Raw genomic sequence first — 17,603 nt, forward strand, 5'->3', positions numbered from 1 at the left:
CTGAAGTATTTCAAGGAAGCTTATTCGATCGTGCTCTACCGACTGAGCTACTGAGCCATTCTAAATTAAGTGGCGGTCTGGACGGGACTCGAACCCGCGACCTCCTGCGTGACAGGCAGGCATTCTAACCAACTGAACTACCAGACCAATTTATAATATGATCAGCCAGCAAGGAGACTGTCCTTGCCAGTCATTTACCGGCCGACCAATGCCGATGACCCCTACGGGATTCGAACCCGTGTTACCGCCGTGAAAGGGCGGTGTCTTAACCGCTTGACCAAGGGGCCATTCGTAAAGAATGGTGAGCCATGAAGGACTCGAACCTTCGACCCTCTGATTAAAAGTCAGATGCTCTACCGACTGAGCTAATGGCTCATTATTTAATGTATTTCCGCCATCTCTTGGCGACGTTTTTTATAATATCATGATAATGTATAATAGGCAATAGTTTTTCTAAAAAAACTTTTAAAAAAAGTAAAGCCCCCTAGAAAGAGGGCTTTAAAAGAGTTCTAAACCTGTCTCCACGGGTTGCTGACGACGTTTGTTTGGGTGCGGTCAGGACCTACTGAGAAGGTTGATAATGGAATACCAGTTAATTGTGAAACGCGTGCTACATAGTGACGGGCGTTTTCAGGCAATTCATCCAAGGATTTACAGCCAGTAATATCTTCTGTCCAGCCTGGCAATTCTTCGTAAATTGGTTGACATTGAGAAAGAATCTTTAGGTTGGCAGGATATTCTGTAATGACTTCGCCATTAAATTGGTAAGCTGTACAAATCTTTAATGTCTCTATTCCTGTAAGAACATCAATAGAATTTAACGAAAGATCTGTCAAACCGCTAACACGGCGAGCATGGCGGACCACAACGCTGTCAAACCAGCCAACACGGCGTGGACGTCCTGTCGTTGTACCATATTCACGGCCGACTTCGCGGATCTGGTGGCCGATTTCATCATGTAACTCAGTTGGGAATGGACCATCACCAACACGAGAAGTATACGCTTTACATACACCAACAACATGAGTGATCTTAGTTGGGCCTACACCTGAACCAATCGTTACACCGCCGGCAACCGGGTTGGAAGACGTAACAAATGGATAGGTTCCTTGGTCGATATCAAGCATGACACCCTGGGCGCCTTCAAACAATACACGACGGCCTTCATCCAAAGCATCATTTAGAACGACGGATGTATCACAGACATACTTCTTAACCTGCTGGCCGTACTCATAGTATTCATCGAGAATATCTTCGACTTTGAAGCCGTTTGTTTCATAAATGCGTTCAAATAAACGGTTTTTTTCCTCTAGATTACGAACCAACTTTTCTTCAAAAATTTCACGGTCAAGCAAATCAGCAATGCGAATCCCGTTCCGGGCTGCCTTATCCATATATGCTGGACCAATTCCCTTTTTAGTTGTGCCAATTTTATTAGCGCCTTTGCGATCTTCTTCCACTTCATCCAATTTTATATGATAAGGAAGGATGACATGGGCACGATTACTGATGCGCAGATTATCGGTTGTAATTCCTTTTTCATGTAAATAAGCAAGTTCTTGAATAAGTGCCTTTGGATCGACGACCATGCCATTTCCGATGACACAAATTTTTTCCTTATAGAAAATCCCTGAAGGAATCAAATGCAGCTTATAAGTCTCGCCATTAAACTTGATGGTGTGGCCTGCATTATTTCCGCCTTGATAACGGGCAATTACTTCTGCATTTTCTGAAAGGAAATCAGTGATTTTCCCTTTTCCTTCGTCTCCCCATTGTGTACCAACAACCACTACTGATGACATGTAAGGCACCTCCGAATTTTTAGCTTTCATTAAATTAATTAATTCCCTTACATAGTTTATCAATTTTTTATAAAAAAAGTCAATTAAACACGAACGATTTATATCAAAATAGTAAAATATGTTCGTAAACTAAAAATCTATTAAAAAGGGGTCTGACCCCGCTGCAGGACAACACTAAAGCAGCGGGAATCAGGCCCCATTAAGCCCCTGGAGATTCATATCTTGTCTCCAGATTTACGAATTTATTATATTCTTTCACGAATGCTAGCGAAACGGTACCCGTCGGGCCGTTACGTTGCTTAGCAATGATAATTTCGATGATATTTTTGTTTTCCGATTCCTTATCATAGTAATCATCACGGTAAAGAAAGGCAACAATATCAGCATCCTGCTCGATAGACCCGGATTCACGGATATCTGACATCATCGGCCGCTTATCCTGACGCTGCTCCACACCACGGGATAGCTGCGATAAGGCAATAACAGGCACTTGCAGCTCACGGGCTAATTGCTTGAGGGAGCGAGAAATTTCCGATACTTCCTGCTGACGGTTTTCACCAGAGCGGCCACTTCCTAGAATAAGCTGCAAATAGTCAATTAAAATCATTCCCAAGCCGTGCTCTTGCTTTAAACGGCGGCATTTGGAACGAATATCACCTACTCTTACCCCAGGAGTATCATCAATATAGATTCCTGTGTTTGATAAGCTGCCCATTGCCATCGTCAACTTACCCCAGTCTTCCTCTGTCAGCGACCCAGTACGAAGCCTTTGGGCATCAATGTTCCCTTCGGCGCATAAAAGACGCATGACCAACTGCTCAGCACCCATCTCAAGACTAAAGATGGCAATATTTTCGCCGGTTTTTTTCGCAACATTTTGCGCAATATTTAAGGCAAAGGCTGTTTTACCAACTGACGGACGCGCACCGACAATAATTAAATCATTGCGTTGGAAGCCTGCTGTCATCTTGTCAAGTTCAACAAATCCCGTCTCAAGGCCGGTAATCTCTCCAACGCGTTTATGCATTTCCTCAATATTGTCATACGTCCGAACAAGGACATCTTTAATATCATGGAAGGCTCCGGCATTCTTCCGCTGGGCCACCTCCATGATGCTTTTTTCGGCCTCGCTTAAAAGTGATTCGACCTCATCTTCACGAGTATAACCATCTGTGGCGATATTAGTCGCCGTGCGGATCAATCTTCTAAGAAGGGATTTCTCTTCTACGATTCTCGCATAATATTCAATATTGGCAGCCGTCGGCACAGCGCCTGCTAGTTCACTTAAATAGCTGACACCGCCTATATCCTCAATTAATTTAGCTGCAGCCAGTTCCTCAGTAACAGTTACTAAGTCAACTGCCTTTCCTTCGTCATTCAGCTTCAGCATCACATTAAAGATTTTTTGGTGGGCGGCTCGATAGAAATCCTCTGGAATCAAGATTTCCGAAGCCATTGTTAAAGAAGAAGGCTCTAAAAAAATGGCACCTAATACCGCCTGTTCTGCCTCAATATTTTGTGGGGGCATGCGGTCTGCAAACAAATCATTCATCTATTAAAACCCCTCCTAACTAGAGAGTGATTATTAATCTTATAAAAATAATCATATCTTAAAAAGAAAAAAGTGACCAGATAAACCGATCACGTCTCAAATCTTGCTTTTCTATTTTATCATGATTCATCTAAATTTGAACTGGCAAATTTTATTCTTCTACAGGCTGTCTTTTATTTTCCTTCTTTCACATGAACGGTCAAGGTGGCTGTTACGTCATGATGGAGCTTAACCGGAACCTTCGTATGACCTAATGTCCGAATCGCATCATCGAGTTCCATTTTCCGTTTGTCGATTTTAATTCCGTGCTTCTTTTGCAGTTCTTCAGCGATTTGTTTTGAGGTGATAGAACCAAATAGACGTCCGCCCTCACCAGCTTTTGCTGTCAGCTCCACTGTAACTTTATCTAAAGTTTCTTTGAGCTTTTTTGCATCAGCAAGCTCTTCAGCCGCTTCTTTTTCCTGCTTTTTCTTTTGGGCATCCAAAGTGCTGACATTAGCGGAGTTTGCTTCAACAGCAAGCCCCTGCTTAATTAAAAAGTTGTGGGCATAACCGTCCGCCACGTTTTTAATTTCACCCTTTTTTCCTTTTCCTTTTACATCTTTAAGAAAAATTACCTTCATTCTTTTGTACTCCCTTCTAAATAATCCTCGATTACTTGCTTCAACTGGTCCTCTGCTTGTTCAATGGTAAGGCCTGTCAGCTGGGTAGCTGCATTTGTCAAGTGTCCGCCGCCTTTCATCCCTTCCATAATGACCTGTACATTTATGTTTCCTAGTGAACGAGCGCTGATTCCAATCAGTTCCTCACTTCTTTTTGAAATAACGAATGAGGCCGTCACTCCATTCATAGTTAGAAGCGTGTCTGCAGCCTGGGCGATAATCACTTGGTCATTGAAATCCTGTTCGGAGCCTTTGGCAATGGCAATTCCCTCATGATAGAAATAGACAGATTCAATGAGCTTCGACCTTTTGATGTATGTACCGACGTCTTCTTTCAGGAACTTTTGCACAAGGATCGTGTCAGCCCCGTGAGCCCGCAGGTAGGATGCAGCATCAAATGTCCTTGATCCCGTCCTTAGTGAAAAACTTTTGGTATCGACAATAATTCCCGCCAACAGCGCTGTTGCTTCAATTACTTCAATTTTACCTCGTTTTGGCTGATATTCCAAAAATTCCGTTACAAGTTCTGAAGTAGAAGAGGCATACGGCTCCATATAAACGAGCAATGGGTTGGCGATAAAATCCTCACCGCGGCGGTGATGGTCGATAACTACGACATTATCGATTTTATTGAGCAGCCGCTCCTCCATAACAAGGGAAGGTTTGTGGGTATCGACCACAACAAGGAGTGTTTTATCAGTGGCAATTTCTAATGCCTCTTCCGGCCCTATAAAGCGGGAATATAACTTCTCCTGATGGCGGATTTCATCCATCATCCGTTTAACGCCACTCTCCATTTCCTGCATGTTTACAACAATATAAGCATCCTTTTGATTGAGTTGTGCCACTTTATAAATCCCAATGCTTGAACCAATGGAATCCATATCCGGATTTTTATGTCCCATAATAATGACCTTGTCACTGGCTATAATCAAATCTCTTAAAGCGTGGGAGATAACCCGTGCCCTCACGCGCGTACGCTTTTCAATTGGATTTGTTTTTCCACCGAAAAATTTCACCTTGCCATTTGGAAGTTTAATCGCCACCTGATCACCGCCGCGGCCTAATGCTAAATCAAGGCTCGATTGTGCTAACAATCCCAATTCCGGCAGCGAAGATACACCTGTACCAACACCAATACTTAGTGTAAAGGAGGTATTTTGCTTCGAGGTCATTTCCCTTACTTCGTCTAAAATTGAGAATTTCCCCTTTTCAAGGCTGTGAAGAATTTCCTCATTAAAAACAGCAATAAAACGTTCTGACGATATTCGTTTTAGAAAAATCCCATTATCGTTTGCCCATTTATTTAAAATAGAGGTGACCAAATTATTAAGACTCCCGCGCATTTGATCGTCCATTCCCTGTGTCAAGTCGTCATAATTATCTAAGAAAATGATGGCAATAGCCGTTCGTTCATTAAGATATAACTTTTCAATCTCTGCTTGTTCAGTTACATCAAAAAAATACAAGAGCCGTTCCTCAGGTTTATGAATGACACGGAATTTCTTATCATGAAGGGTGATAACTTCTGTTTTGGCCTCCTGTTTTATCAATGGAATTAAGCTGTCAGCAACATCGTAAAGCGACTTGCCTAGCAAGGTATCCTCATCGAAACACGAGGATAAATAAGGGTTTGCCCACTCGATGGTATATTCTTCATTGATCAGCATAATCCCGATTGGCAGCTCGAGCAGTGCTTCCTCGCCAACCTTTTTAACTCGGTAAGAGAGCGTTGCAATATAATCTTCCATTTCCTTTCGCTGGCGCCGGTCCACCACAAACATATAGTAAAGAGGGATAAACATGGCGAAGAACCCCGCCAAGCTTAATATCCAATTGTATAATAGTAGGACAATGAGCAGTACCACTGTAACGCCGATTAACCCATAAAAAGGATAACGTATCGATCGTTTTTCTAAAAATGCTGGCAAAGTTTTCAGCTCCCAATCACAGTAGTCATGACTCTTTTTTAAACTTTTTCCGTAAATCAAAGCCTAAATCAATTATACCTAATATCCCTATAATATAAAGAAAAATCGGAATAATGAAGGAGAAAACAGCCAGGATAACTGCCACTGATTTAGAGATTCCTTTCGCATCAAAGTAATAAAACATAAAGGTATAGCCCTGAAAAATCATTAAGAATTGCAGGACATATGTAAGATTTAATAATACAGCAAATAGATATGTCCCTTCCTGAGGGTTTAGCACCATATTTGCAAACAGGGTAATCAGAAGATACCACAGCAGACTTCTCGGCAGGCTGAGGTCTTTAAACGGCTTCCACTTTTTAATTTCAACACCAAATCTTTTTACGATTGGATAGGATACCAGTTGAATCATCAATGTCAGAATAAACGAGGTTAATACAAACAATGTTGGGATCAAGGTTCTAACCATTTCTAATCCTCTAGTGAATTGTTTTACCGTATTTTCTGCTTGTTTTTCCTGACCTAAATTCTTCAGCATATCGGTTGACATTTTAATGGAATCCTTCATGGTATTAATCATTTCGTTGATGATGTCCATGTTAAAAAAGACAATACTAACGGCATACATCCCAATGATATTAATCAGTAAAACAAATGAACTGGCAATGAAGATTGTCATTCGCTCTTTTTTCTTTTGAATTAAATACCCCATTACTGCTCCTGTTGTTCCAAATGACAAGGCTAATGGAAGGGAGAGGAACGACCCGACAATAATGGAAAGAAGTATAGAGGCAACAACAAATACAATAGTCCATTTTCCTTCATTTTTAGCCGCAAACAGAATAAAGGGAACGGCTAAAAACAAACTTGAAACCATTCCGACAAATGGTAAATACATCGATATTAGAAACAAAACCGTAAAGGCTGCTAAAAGCATGGCGCCTTCTGTTAACTTACGAACATTTTTCACTTCTTCACCTCGAAACTAAACCTTCTACTTCTTAATTTTAGCTAGATATAGCATGCTATTCAAATTTTTTGCAAATGAAAACCCGCCGATAGGCGAGTCCGGCAGGACGGTTCATGAGGGGGAGCTAAATTTATACTTTCTTATTTGCTAATAAAAAGACAGCCAGGGCTCTCGCCTTGGCTGTCTTTTATGCAGCTTTATTATTCACCTGCAACGAATGGTAATAAAGCCATTTGACGTGCACGTTTGATTGCAACAGTCAATTTGCGTTGGTATTTAGCGCTAGTACCAGTCACACGACGTGGTAAAATTTTACCGCGTTCAGAGATGAATTTTTTTAGTAAATCTACATCTTTGTAATCGATGTTAGTGATACCGTTTGCTGTAAAGTAACATACTTTACGGCGTTTTGCGCGTCCGCCTTTGCGTCCTCCTGCCATGGAAATTCCCTCCTTCACTTTTTAAAAATTAATCCGATCTATTAAGGTTACATTAGAATGGAAGATCATCGTCAGAAATGTCGATTTGGCCGCTTCCTGCAAATGGATCATCATTTACTTTTGTAAAACCTTGGTTAGAATTTTGTCGTTGATTCTGATTGCCGCCGCCAAATGGGTTTCCTTGCGGCTCCATTGGAGGTGCACCATAGAAATCGTTGCCTCTTCCGCCACCGCCGCCTGATGCGCCTTTTGGTTCTAAGAACTGAACACTTTCTGCTACAATCTCTGTAACATATACGCGTTTGCCATCTTGTCCTTCATAGTTGCGGGTTTGAATCCGACCGTCAACACCTGCTAAACTTCCTTTTTTTAAGAAGTTTGCCACATTTTCTGCCGGTTTTCTCCATACGACACAGTTAATAAAATCTGCTTCGCGTTCCCCCTGCTGATTCGAAAATGCCCGATTTACAGCTAAAGTAAAGGTAGCAACTGCAACGCCGCTTGGTGTATAACGAAGGTCAGGATCTTTAGTTAAACGGCCAACAAGAACGACACGATTCATCATCAGAATCAACTCCTTTTCTCCCGGAAATGTTCCACGTGAAACATTTTTTACCAGAAATATTTATATATTTTACTCTTCTTCTTTAATTACGATATGACGAATGATATCTTCGTTGATCTTTGCAAGACGTGCAAATTCTTGAACTGCAGCAGACGAAGATGTTGTCTTAACGATTTGGTAGTATCCGTCACGGAAATCATTGATTTCGTAAGCAAGACGGCGTTTACCCCAATCCTTCGATTCAGCAGCTTCCGCGCCATTATCAAGAAGAATGTTGTTGAAACGCTCTACAAGAGCTTTTTTTGCTTCATCTTCAATGTTTGGACGGATGATGTACATGATTTCGTACTTGTTCATCACAGTCACCTCCTTTTGGTCTAAAACGGCCCGAATATGGGCAAGGAGCAATTATTCATTACTCACAAGTTGAAATTATAGCACAATAGAACGACAAATGCAATTCCCTTCACATGAATGCCATAATCTTTATAAGAAATGAAGAAAGGCTGACACCTGTCAGCCTCTGAATTATACGTTAAAACGGAAGTGCATGACGTCTCCGTCTTTTACTTCGTATTCTTTACCTTCTAATCGGACTTTGCCTGCTTCTTTTGCGGCATTATAATTTCCGGCAGCCACTAAGTCATCAAAGGAAACAGTTTCTGCACGGATAAAGCCACGCTCAAAATCAGAGTGGATGACCCCTGCACACTGAGGAGCCTTCATTCCTTTTCTAAAGGTCCAGGCACGGACCTCCTGCACACCGGCAGTAAAATACGTAGCTAAACCAAGCAAACTGTAGGCAGCTCGGATTAATTGGTCAAGCCCAGATTCTTCAATTCCAAGCTCCTCGAGGAACATTTGCTTTTCTTCGCCTTCAAGCTCGGCGATTTCCTCTTCGATTTTCGCACAGACGACAATGACTTCAGCATTTTCTTTAGCCGCATATTCCCGGACCTTTTGGACATATTCATTTCCGGACGGGTCAGCAACATCATCTTCACTGACGTTAGCTACGTAAAGGACCGGTTTAATAGTCAGAAGATGGAGGTGTTTAACTACTTTTAATTGCTCTTCTGTAAATTCAACGGACCTTGCAGGTTTTTCTGTTTCAAAAGCGTCGCGGAGCATTGCTAGCACTTCAAACTCTGCCGCAGAATCTTTATCCTTTTGCTTGGCCAATTTTTCCGCACGGCCAATACGTTTTTCCACCGATTCCATATCAGCAAGAATTAATTCCAAGTTGATGGTCTCGATATCAGAAATCGGGTCAACCTTACCCGATACATGGGTAATATTTTCGTCAGCAAAGCAGCGAACCACTTGGCAGATCGCGTCCACTTCACGAATATGAGAAAGGAATTTGTTCCCTAATCCTTCCCCCTTGCTGGCGCCTTTAACAATCCCAGCAATATCGGTAAATTCAAACGCTGTCGGAACTGTCTTTTTCGGCTGAACAAGCTCCGTTAATTTTTGCAAACGATAGTCCGGTACCTCTACAATCCCAACGTTAGGGTCAATTGTGCAGAAGGGATAGTTTGCCGATTCCGCTCCCGCCTGGGTAATTGCATTAAATAATGTGGACTTGCCCACGTTTGGTAGCCCCACAATACCCGCTGTTAAAGCCATTCGCGTTCACTCCTCAAGATAGAATATCTATTTCAATTTAATTCGTCCTAAAAATTACAAGCCTTTCACCATTATAGGCATTTGTTTGTAAAAAGACAAGAATGGACCTTTCCTGACTGAAGTACACGACATAAAACCTCATAATCTAAGAAAATTAGAAAAAAACACCGTTTTATTGCAACAATTTCCCTTAAATTTCTCTACTAAATTAGCAAATATGGTAAAATTTAATATAAATCTATTACTTTTTCCTTAACATTAGGAAAAAAATACATATTTATGAGTTATAGGGAGGAGAAATGGAAAAACAAGAGCTATTACCAAGCAGAGTAGAAAAGTACAAAAATTCCCATCCCCAACCTAGTGTTGTAAAAAAGGCAATATTGCCGACGTTTTGTTTTGCGGTTCTGTCAGCGGCGGCCTTCGAAGAAGCCGTCTTTGCTGAATCCAATTCGACACAAACAAGTAATATTCAATCAGCCATAACAAGGTATGTAAATGTTGATATCGGCTCACTTAATCTGCGAAAAAGTGCTTCTACAAGTTCAGCTGTACTTGCCGCATTACCAAAAGGTACGGCTGTAACGGTTTACTCCGAAGTGAATGGCTGGGCTATGGTTACAGCCAGCGGAAAAAGCGGATATGTAAGCTCACAATTTTTATCAAATCAAAATTCTTCATCAGCAGCTGTACCGCCAGGACCAACACCAACTGCAGCATCGGCAACGAAATATGTGAATATTGAAAGCGGCTCACTTAATATGCGGAGTGGTACGTCAACGAGCGACTCCATTATTGCGAAACTCTCAAAGGGCACAGAGGTGAAGTTTTTTTCTGTAACGAACGGCTGGGCCAAAATTGAGGTAAACGGAAAAACTGGTTATGTCAGTTCAGCCTATTTGGCGGACAAGACCTCAGAAAGCAGCAACGTTACTACACCAGCTCCACAGCCAGCAGCAACGAAATACGTGAATATCGTAAGCGGCTCACTTAATATGAGAAGTGGTGCATCAACGAGTGACTCCATAATCGCGAAGCTCACTAAGGGCACAGAGGTGAAGTTTTTTTCAGCAACGAACGGCTGGGCCAAAATTGAGGTAAACGGAAAAACTGGTTATGTCAGTTCTGCCTATTTGGTGGACAAGCCTTCTGAAAGCAGCAGCGTAACAGCACCGGCTCCACAGCCGGCTGCAACGAAATATGTGAATATTGAAAGCGGCTCACTTAATATGCGGAGTGGTACGTCAACGAGCGACTCCATTATTGCGAAACTCTCAAAGGGCACAGAGGTGAAGTTTTTTTCTGTAACGAACGGCTGGGCCAAAATTGAGGTAAACGGAAAGTCTGGTTATGTCAGTTCAGCCTATTTGGCAGACAAGTCTTCTGAAAGTAGCAGCGTTCCAACTCCGGCCCCACAGCCGGCTGCAACGAAATATGTGAATATCGATTCTGCTTCAAAATTGAATGTTCGAAAAAGCCCATCCTCTGGTTCTGCCATTCTCACAAAACTGACTAACGAAACTGAGGTAACTGTCTATTCTGAAGAAAATGGCTGGGCGAAGATTATGGTAAATGGGCAGGAAGGGTATGTCAGTTCTGAATATCTTGCCCCCGCAAAAGCGGGCTCAACTACTGAAACCAAAAAAGAAGAACCCATACCTGTGACCAAGTTTGTAAACGTCAGCTACGACTCCCCCTTAAATATGCTGAAAAGCGCCGCAGCAGATGCATCTATATTGGTAAAGCTAGCCCGCGGTACAGAGGTAACGGTTCTTTCAGAAGAAAACGGCTGGGCCAAGATTGAAGCATATGGGCAAATAGGCTATGTCGACCCGCAGTACTTATCAGAAACAAAGCCTGCAGCCGGTACTGATTCTCCTGCTGAGAACAATACAGAGCAAAAAGACACAGCAATAGTGGAGAAATATGTAAACGTCGTATACGGCTCCAGCTTAAATATGCGTGCAGAGGCTTCCACAACAGCTTCTGTCTTGACGAAGCTGGCTAGAGGGACCATTGTAACAGTCAATTCTGAAGAAAATGGCTGGGCAAAGGTAACAGCAAATGGAAAAACAGGTTATGTAAGTGCACAGTATTTATCTGCATCAGAACCATTTAATCCAAATGTAACCAACAGCAACATTGAAAAGGTTTATGAAAACTACAACATCAGCCTGGCGGACATGGTAAAGCTGGAAATGGCAGTGAATCCGCAGACAGACAAGAAATACGCGGCCTACATCCGCGCTGATGCGCTAACCTTAACCAGTCCTTCAAGCGGGATTGTTAATGGTACGGTTTGGAACGTACGCGGCGGCGCCGGTACAGACTTTTGGACAATCGCCCAAGTGAAAAGTCAAGAGCAACTGCAAATACTTGGCAAAGTATCAGGCACTGACGGATTTGACTGGTACCAAGTCGTCTATAATAAATCATGGGTAAATGCTAGTCCGGAAGACGTCAGCTATTATGTGAATCCAAATAATTTCTTAAGTACAACAGTTGATTCCCTTCAATTTTTAAAGCTTTCTGCAACAGCCAATCTTAATGCAGAAGAGGTAAACCAAAGAATCCTGTCCGGAAAAGGGATTTTACAGGGAACCGCCTCAGCTTTTATTACTGCAGGCCAAACTTACGGAATCAATGAAATTTATTTAATTTCCCATGCCTTATTGGAAACAAGTAATGGCACATCCAAGTTAGCGTCTGGCGTAGTGGTGAATGGAAAAACCGTTTACAATATGTATGGAATCGGCGCTTACGATAATACCGCTTTAGAAAGCGGTGCCCAATTTGCCTATAATGCCGGATGGTTTACTCCTGAAGCAGCCATTATTGGCGGAGCACAATTTATTGCCAATGGCTATATTAATGCAGGTCAGGATACACTTTATAAAATGAGATGGAATCCGGGTTCTGCTGCAGCAAAAGGATCGGCCTCCCATCAGTATGCTTCTGATATTGGCTGGGCGGCAAAGCAAGTTTTCCAGATTCATAATTTATATAGTTTGCTTGTTTCTTATAAGCTCATTTTAGAGATTCCGCAATATAAATGAAAACTTGCCGATTGGCGAGTCCGTTAGGACGAAGACAGAGTACTAGTTGAATTTATACTTTCTTATTAGCTAAACAGAACAGAAAACAAGTTTTAAAAAGGGGCCTAACCATTTAATGGGGCCCCTTTTCATCTTATATTTTTTCTATCGCAACAAGACAGTCGTATAAAGTGCTTCCCAGCCCATTATCTGATTCATGGCTTGAGGTCAGGTTATTGACGGAACCGCCAAATTCCTTCCATATTCCCTCATCAATGTTAATCGTGTCCGGGTGGGCTGACGCCAAAATGGACACATAGCCTTTTACTTCGCCGCGGTCATTCCATACCTTTACAAAATCACCAGTTTGTAAACCATGAGCAGCAGCGATATTTTGCGCGACTTCCACTTTTAATTTTACTTTCCCTCCCAATAAATGATAGTTCTGTGAGTGATTTGAGCGCATTGGATGAATCGTCAGCAGGCTGTACGGGAACTTTTCAGCTATGTTTGGATTTTTCCATTTCGATTCTTCCGGTACTGCCAATTTCAACAAACCATCAGCACCCTTTACACGCCCTGTCAGGGAAGTAAATTCAAATTTTCCTGACGGCGTTTGAAACTTTCGGTCCTGCCAAGGAACTTTCTGTACAGGCAGCTCTAACGTATGCTGTTCTTTTAACTTTTCCAGGCTCAAGCCTTTGCCTTCTAATGACCTTAAAGTCATCTTCAGCCATTCGTCACGTGAAAAATCAAAATCGGAACCGAAACCAAGCCGTTCAGCTAACTGGGTCCAAATCCATAAATCCGGTTTGGCTTCACCGGGTGCAGCGGCGATCTTCGGTCCGTAATTGACATAATGATGGTACATCGATGAATAATAGAAATCCTCTTCCTCAAAGACGGTCGTTACAGGCAGTACATAGTCAGCCAATTTGGCTGTGTCTGTCATATATTGCTCCATTACAACCAAGGTTTCAACCGATGAAAATGCTTTTGCCACGATGGTTGAATCAGGAACTTGTGTCAACGGATTCCCACATGTAACAAAAATCATTTTAATCTTTGGATTGACCGCCGACAAAATCCCTTCCGCCTGTTTCATAATTGAAAATAAGCGATCATTTTTCCTGCGGCCTGGCAGCGTCAATTCTTCAAAATCAAAGCTTTGTCCAACTTGAAGATTGGCATAGTTGGCTCCGCCGCCCGGAATTCCGATATTCCCGCTTACTGCAGCAAGGGCGTCAATCAAGCGAATCGTATTGCCGCCATTTTGGTACCGCTGCAGGCCAAGACCCATAAAAGTAGCTGTTGGTTTATCAGCATAAAGATGTGCTAGCTCTGTTATGTTTTCTTGGGAAACTTCCGTCATTTCACTGATGGTTTCTATAGAGATTCCATCAAGAAGATTCACTAAATCAGCAAAACCAAACGTAAAGTCCTCGATAAAACTCCGATCTTCCAGCCCTAAACGAAGCATTTCCTTAATAATTCCAGCGGCTAATATACCATCCATCCCCGGTTTTATCGTTATATGTTTATCAGCAATTTTTGCTGTTGCGTTAAAGAGCGGGTCAATTACATATAGCTTTGCGCCCTGCTTTTTCACTTCCAACAGCTTTTCGTAAAAATGCATATTAGTCCGAGCAGCATTTCTCCCCCAAATAATGATATTTTTACTGTTAATAATATCATTTGGTTCATGGCTCCAGGCATTGCCGAAATCCCACTTCTGCGCTTCGATTCCAGAGCCCCAGCAAAGGGAACCATAAAGTTCGGTAACGCCGCCATAACAATTAAAAAAGCGCTGGTCGAGATTCTTCAAAATGCCGTTATTGGCATAGTCATGGCTGTGAAGCACAGCCGTTGTTCCAAAACGTTCTTTTATATCGTGCAATTTGGTTGCTATTTCATCCAGAGCCTGCCCCCAGGAAATTTGCTCAAATTTGCCATTTATCTTTTTTAAAGGGTGCAAGAGCCTTTCTGGTGAATTCGTTCTTGTTTCAAGCATCCGGCCTCGGCCGCAAATCTTCCCCTTTGTGATAGGATGGTCTGGATCTCCTTCCACCTTTACCACTCGGTCATTTTCCAAAGTAACCTTTAAACCGCAGCTATCCCAGCAGTTCAATGGACACGCAGCCTTGACAACTGTTTGAGCCAATTACTCCACCCCCAAACTGTGAATCTACTATTTCAACTTTAATATTAAGGATAATACACGTTAATAAAAAAAAGAAGCATGAAATATTATCCTTCATGCTTCACAAGAATCTTCTTCATTTTCCTGGAGAATTCCCTTCTTGGGATGAGAACACTATGCCCGCAGCCTTCGCATTTAATCCGGATATCCATTCCCATCCGAATGATTTTCCAGCGATTGGTTCCGCATGGGTGCTGCTTCTTCATCTCGACAATATCATTAATCCCAAATTCTTTTTCTTCCAATTCAATCACCTGCCTCTAAACACCAGTAACTGGATTTTTTGATAACATGACAATATTTGGATATGAAATATCAATTCCATTTTGATCTAATTCTAATTTGATATCTCTTCGAATATTCCTAGCCAGTGCTGCGTGTTTCATCGGTTGGGTTTCAGCCACAATTCTTAGCGTCACTTCTGTTGGACTAAGATTTTGTACACCCAGGAGTTCAGGACTCTTCACTAATTCATCATACTTTTCCTGCATTGTCTCCAAGAGGCCTTCAATTACCCGCTGTGCTTTTTCTATATCCTCTTTATAAGGGATGGCAATATCCACAACAGCCACACTATTATTTATCGAGAAATTCGTTACTTCTAAAATGCTTCCATTAGGGATAATATGAACTTCGCCTGTCCAACTTTTAATTTTGGTTGTCCGTAAACCAATTGTTTCGACATTTCCTTCAAACTGGCCAATCTTAACATGGTCTCCTACTGAAAACTGATCTTCAAAAATAATAAAGAATCCGGTTATTACATCTTTCACTAAACTTTGTGCACCAAACCCTACCGCTAAACCAACAATTCCTGCACCTGCAAGCAGAGCCTTAACATCAATGTTCATAACCGAAAGAATCGTTAGGAAGGCAATAAAATAAACCACATAAGATAGAATATTATCCAGAAGCTTGGACAGTGTTTCTTCACGCCGGACATTTGTTCTAAGCGGTGAAATGTTTCTTATTTTAAATATGTTATGAATCATTACTTTGCCAAATCGAATTAATAATTGCGCAACAATAATAATAGCAATGATTTTAACAAGGCCTTCACCAAGGTTCAGCCAAGTATCTTCATTTTGCAATTTGGCAATGATTTTTTTAAATCCTTTTTCTGTAATACTCATTAAGACACCTTCCTTTAAGCTTAACAACTGCCATTACTATTTTAACAATTTTTCAAAAGAGTTAATAGCCATCTGAATTTTTCTTTTTCTGTTTGAATATGTATAGTTTCTCAAAATTTTCCGTATACTGTTAAGGCAGATGAGCGAAAAGATTTAGGGAGTGGACTTAATGAATCTGAAAGCTTTCATGTTTGACAGGAAGGCTAAGACGCAGTTCATGCATGATGACCTGCATGCCGCTGAAAGTTTAGCTGATGAACTGCTTCAACATATTCCGTCAGTAACAAGCCGTCCCATCGTTTTTGTTTGTATTGGTACTGACCGCTCAACAGGAGATTCATTAGGGCCACTTGTTGGGACGTTATTGGAGGAGAAGAAGCTCGAATCCTTTTATGTGTATGGAACTTTAGATGAGCCAGTTCATGCTGTTAATTTAGCAGATAGACTGGAGGAAATAAAAACCTTACATTCAGACCCCTATATTATCGGTATAGATGCCTGCCTTGGCCGCAATAAAAATGTTGGTGCCATTCAGGTGGGGCAAGGTCCTGTTAAACCAGGGGCCGGGGTGAATAAGGAGCTGCCGCCAGTCGGCGAGCTTCATATTACCGGAATCGTGAATGTCAGTGGGTTTATGGAGTTTTATGTATTGCAAAATACCCGTCTAAATTTAGTTATGAAAATGGCTAAAACCATTGCAAATGGAATTTACCAGGCCGGCCTTTTGTACAATAAACAAAGCTGGACGAACCTGGAATGGATAGAAGAAGAGAAAACGAATTAAGAGCAACGGATCAATCAGTCCATTGCTCTTTTTATTTTAGCTAATAAGAAAGTATAAACTTTCTTAACGCATAAGTGCAACTACGCCTCATGAACAGCCCTTAGGGGCTCGCCAATCTGCGAGTTTTTCTTTATAAATATTGATGGTAGTTATATAAAATTGTCACAATCGCTCCAGTCACCAGTATGGCAGGGAGGAGGTTGGCGACTTTTATTTTGGTTAAGCCCGTAAGATTTATCCCGATTGCAAAAATCATGATACCGCCTACTGCAGTCATTTCGACAATAAACTGGTCCATTAAGGCCTGGGGGACAAATCGGTCGATTTGAGTGGCAAATAAGGCAATCAATCCTTGATACAGCACGACTGGAATAGCAGAAAAAATAACGCCTATTCCCAACGTCGTAGTTAAGATTAAGGCGGTAAAACCATCGATTAAGGCCTTTGTATAAAGAACATCATGGTCGCCGCGGATCCCGCTGTCAAGTGCCCCGATAATGGCCATGGCGCCGATTACAAAAATTAACGTAGCTGTGACAAAGCCTTCGGCAATACTGCCCTTTCCGTTTGAGCCAACCTTATTTTCCAGCCAGCCCCCAAGGTCATTTAGCTTTTCTTCAAGTTTTAGTAGCTCGCCAAACACCGCCCCTACAACAAGGCTGATAATCACAATTAGGAAATTTTCACTTTTTAAACCCATCTGTAAGCCCAAAACCATGACCGATAAGCCAATTGCATACATGACGGTTGTTTTCATGCTTTCCGGAATGCGGTTTAATAACTTACCCAGAAGGGTACCAACAACAATTAACAATCCATTCACTAGTGTGCCTAATAAAAACATGCTGTCCTCACCTTTTTTCTCTTTTATGAAAAGGAATCTCTAAAAAAATAAACCAT

Annotated in this window: 15 protein-coding genes and 3 tRNA genes; 2 read left to right on the plus strand and 16 right to left on the minus strand. The window is 41.7% G+C overall.

What is annotated here, in order from left to right; translation table 11 throughout:
* Positions 1-70 precede the first annotated feature (70 nt).
* The 12 genes from QNN06_RS31065 to ychF form a co-directional block, all read right to left on the minus strand.
* Positions 71-147, minus strand: a tRNA-Asp gene (locus QNN06_RS31065).
* 68 nt (positions 148-215) lie between these two features.
* A tRNA-Glu gene (locus QNN06_RS31070) sits at positions 216-287 on the minus strand.
* A gap of 12 nt (positions 288-299) precedes the next feature.
* A tRNA-Lys gene (locus tag QNN06_RS31075) sits at positions 300-375 on the minus strand.
* A 134-nt stretch (positions 376-509) separates the two neighbouring features.
* Entirely contained in the window at positions 510-1,802 is a 1,293-nt protein-coding gene (locus QNN06_RS31080) for an adenylosuccinate synthase (RefSeq protein WP_213116975.1), read from the minus strand.
* Between the two features lie 199 nt (positions 1,803-2,001).
* On the minus strand, positions 2,002-3,354 hold the full coding sequence (gene dnaB, locus QNN06_RS31085; RefSeq protein WP_213116974.1) for a replicative DNA helicase: 1,353 nt from the start codon (positions 3,352-3,354) through the stop codon (positions 2,002-2,004).
* 173 nt (positions 3,355-3,527) lie between these two features.
* Positions 3,528-3,977 carry a 50S ribosomal protein L9 gene (gene rplI / locus QNN06_RS31090; protein WP_213116973.1) on the minus strand — a complete coding sequence of 150 codons (450 nt, stop codon included), beginning with the start codon at positions 3,975-3,977 and terminating at the stop codon, positions 3,528-3,530.
* Complete coding sequence (locus tag QNN06_RS31095) at positions 3,974-5,947, minus strand: DHH family phosphoesterase (protein ID WP_217032398.1); 1,974 nt, start codon at positions 5,945-5,947, stop codon at positions 3,974-3,976. The genes rplI and QNN06_RS31095 overlap by 4 nt, the downstream gene beginning before the upstream one ends.
* 25 nt (positions 5,948-5,972) lie before the next feature.
* Positions 5,973-6,917: a YybS family protein gene (locus tag QNN06_RS31100; RefSeq protein WP_217032396.1), complete on the minus strand. Its 945-nt coding sequence runs from the start codon at positions 6,915-6,917 to the stop codon at positions 5,973-5,975.
* A gap of 200 nt (positions 6,918-7,117) precedes the next feature.
* Positions 7,118-7,357 carry a 30S ribosomal protein S18 gene (gene rpsR / locus QNN06_RS31105; RefSeq protein ID WP_173062335.1) on the minus strand — a complete coding sequence of 80 codons (240 nt, stop codon included), beginning with the start codon at positions 7,355-7,357 and terminating at the stop codon, positions 7,118-7,120.
* Between the two features lie 52 nt (positions 7,358-7,409).
* Positions 7,410-7,922: a single-stranded DNA-binding protein gene (ssb, locus tag QNN06_RS31110; protein ID WP_213116970.1), complete on the minus strand. Its 513-nt coding sequence runs from the start codon at positions 7,920-7,922 to the stop codon at positions 7,410-7,412.
* A 69-nt stretch (positions 7,923-7,991) separates the two neighbouring features.
* Positions 7,992-8,279 (minus strand): 30S ribosomal protein S6, encoded by a 288-nt coding sequence (gene rpsF / locus QNN06_RS31115; RefSeq protein ID WP_213116969.1) that lies wholly within the window; start codon positions 8,277-8,279, stop codon positions 7,992-7,994.
* Between the two features lie 171 nt (positions 8,280-8,450).
* Positions 8,451-9,551, minus strand: a complete 1,101-nt coding sequence (ychF, locus tag QNN06_RS31120) for a redox-regulated ATPase YchF (RefSeq protein ID WP_213116968.1) — start codon at positions 9,549-9,551, stop codon at positions 8,451-8,453.
* Between the two features lie 299 nt (positions 9,552-9,850).
* Between ychF and QNN06_RS31125 the strand changes: the two genes are divergently transcribed.
* Positions 9,851-12,607: an SH3 domain-containing protein gene (locus QNN06_RS31125; protein ID WP_284036724.1), complete on the plus strand. Its 2,757-nt coding sequence runs from the start codon at positions 9,851-9,853 to the stop codon at positions 12,605-12,607.
* A gap of 133 nt (positions 12,608-12,740) precedes the next feature.
* Here the strand turns inward: QNN06_RS31125 and QNN06_RS31130 are convergent, their stop codons facing one another.
* The 3 genes from QNN06_RS31130 to QNN06_RS31140 form a co-directional block, all read right to left on the minus strand.
* On the minus strand, positions 12,741-14,747 hold the full coding sequence (locus tag QNN06_RS31130) for a molybdopterin-dependent oxidoreductase (RefSeq protein ID WP_284036725.1): 2,007 nt from the start codon (positions 14,745-14,747) through the stop codon (positions 12,741-12,743).
* A gap of 86 nt (positions 14,748-14,833) precedes the next feature.
* On the minus strand, positions 14,834-15,031 hold the full coding sequence (locus QNN06_RS31135) for a DUF951 domain-containing protein (protein WP_213116965.1): 198 nt from the start codon (positions 15,029-15,031) through the stop codon (positions 14,834-14,836).
* 15 nt (positions 15,032-15,046) lie between these two features.
* Entirely contained in the window at positions 15,047-15,919 is an 873-nt protein-coding gene (locus tag QNN06_RS31140; RefSeq protein WP_213116964.1) for a mechanosensitive ion channel family protein, read from the minus strand.
* A gap of 169 nt (positions 15,920-16,088) precedes the next feature.
* On the opposite strand from QNN06_RS31140, the gene yyaC reads away from it, so the two are divergent.
* Complete coding sequence (yyaC, locus tag QNN06_RS31145; protein WP_213116963.1) at positions 16,089-16,703, plus strand: spore protease YyaC; 615 nt, start codon at positions 16,089-16,091, stop codon at positions 16,701-16,703.
* Between the two features lie 130 nt (positions 16,704-16,833).
* Here the strand turns inward: yyaC and QNN06_RS31150 are convergent, their stop codons facing one another.
* The gene (locus QNN06_RS31150) at positions 16,834-17,547 is read right to left on the minus strand and encodes a DUF554 domain-containing protein (protein ID WP_213116962.1); all 714 of its coding nucleotides are present in this window, start codon (positions 17,545-17,547) and stop codon (positions 16,834-16,836) included.
* Positions 17,548-17,603 lie beyond the last annotated feature (56 nt).

The sequence above is a fragment of the Neobacillus sp. 114 genome, from assembly GCF_030127045.1.
Taxonomy (GTDB): domain Bacteria; phylum Bacillota; class Bacilli; order Bacillales; family Cytobacillaceae; genus Neobacillus; species Neobacillus rhizophilus.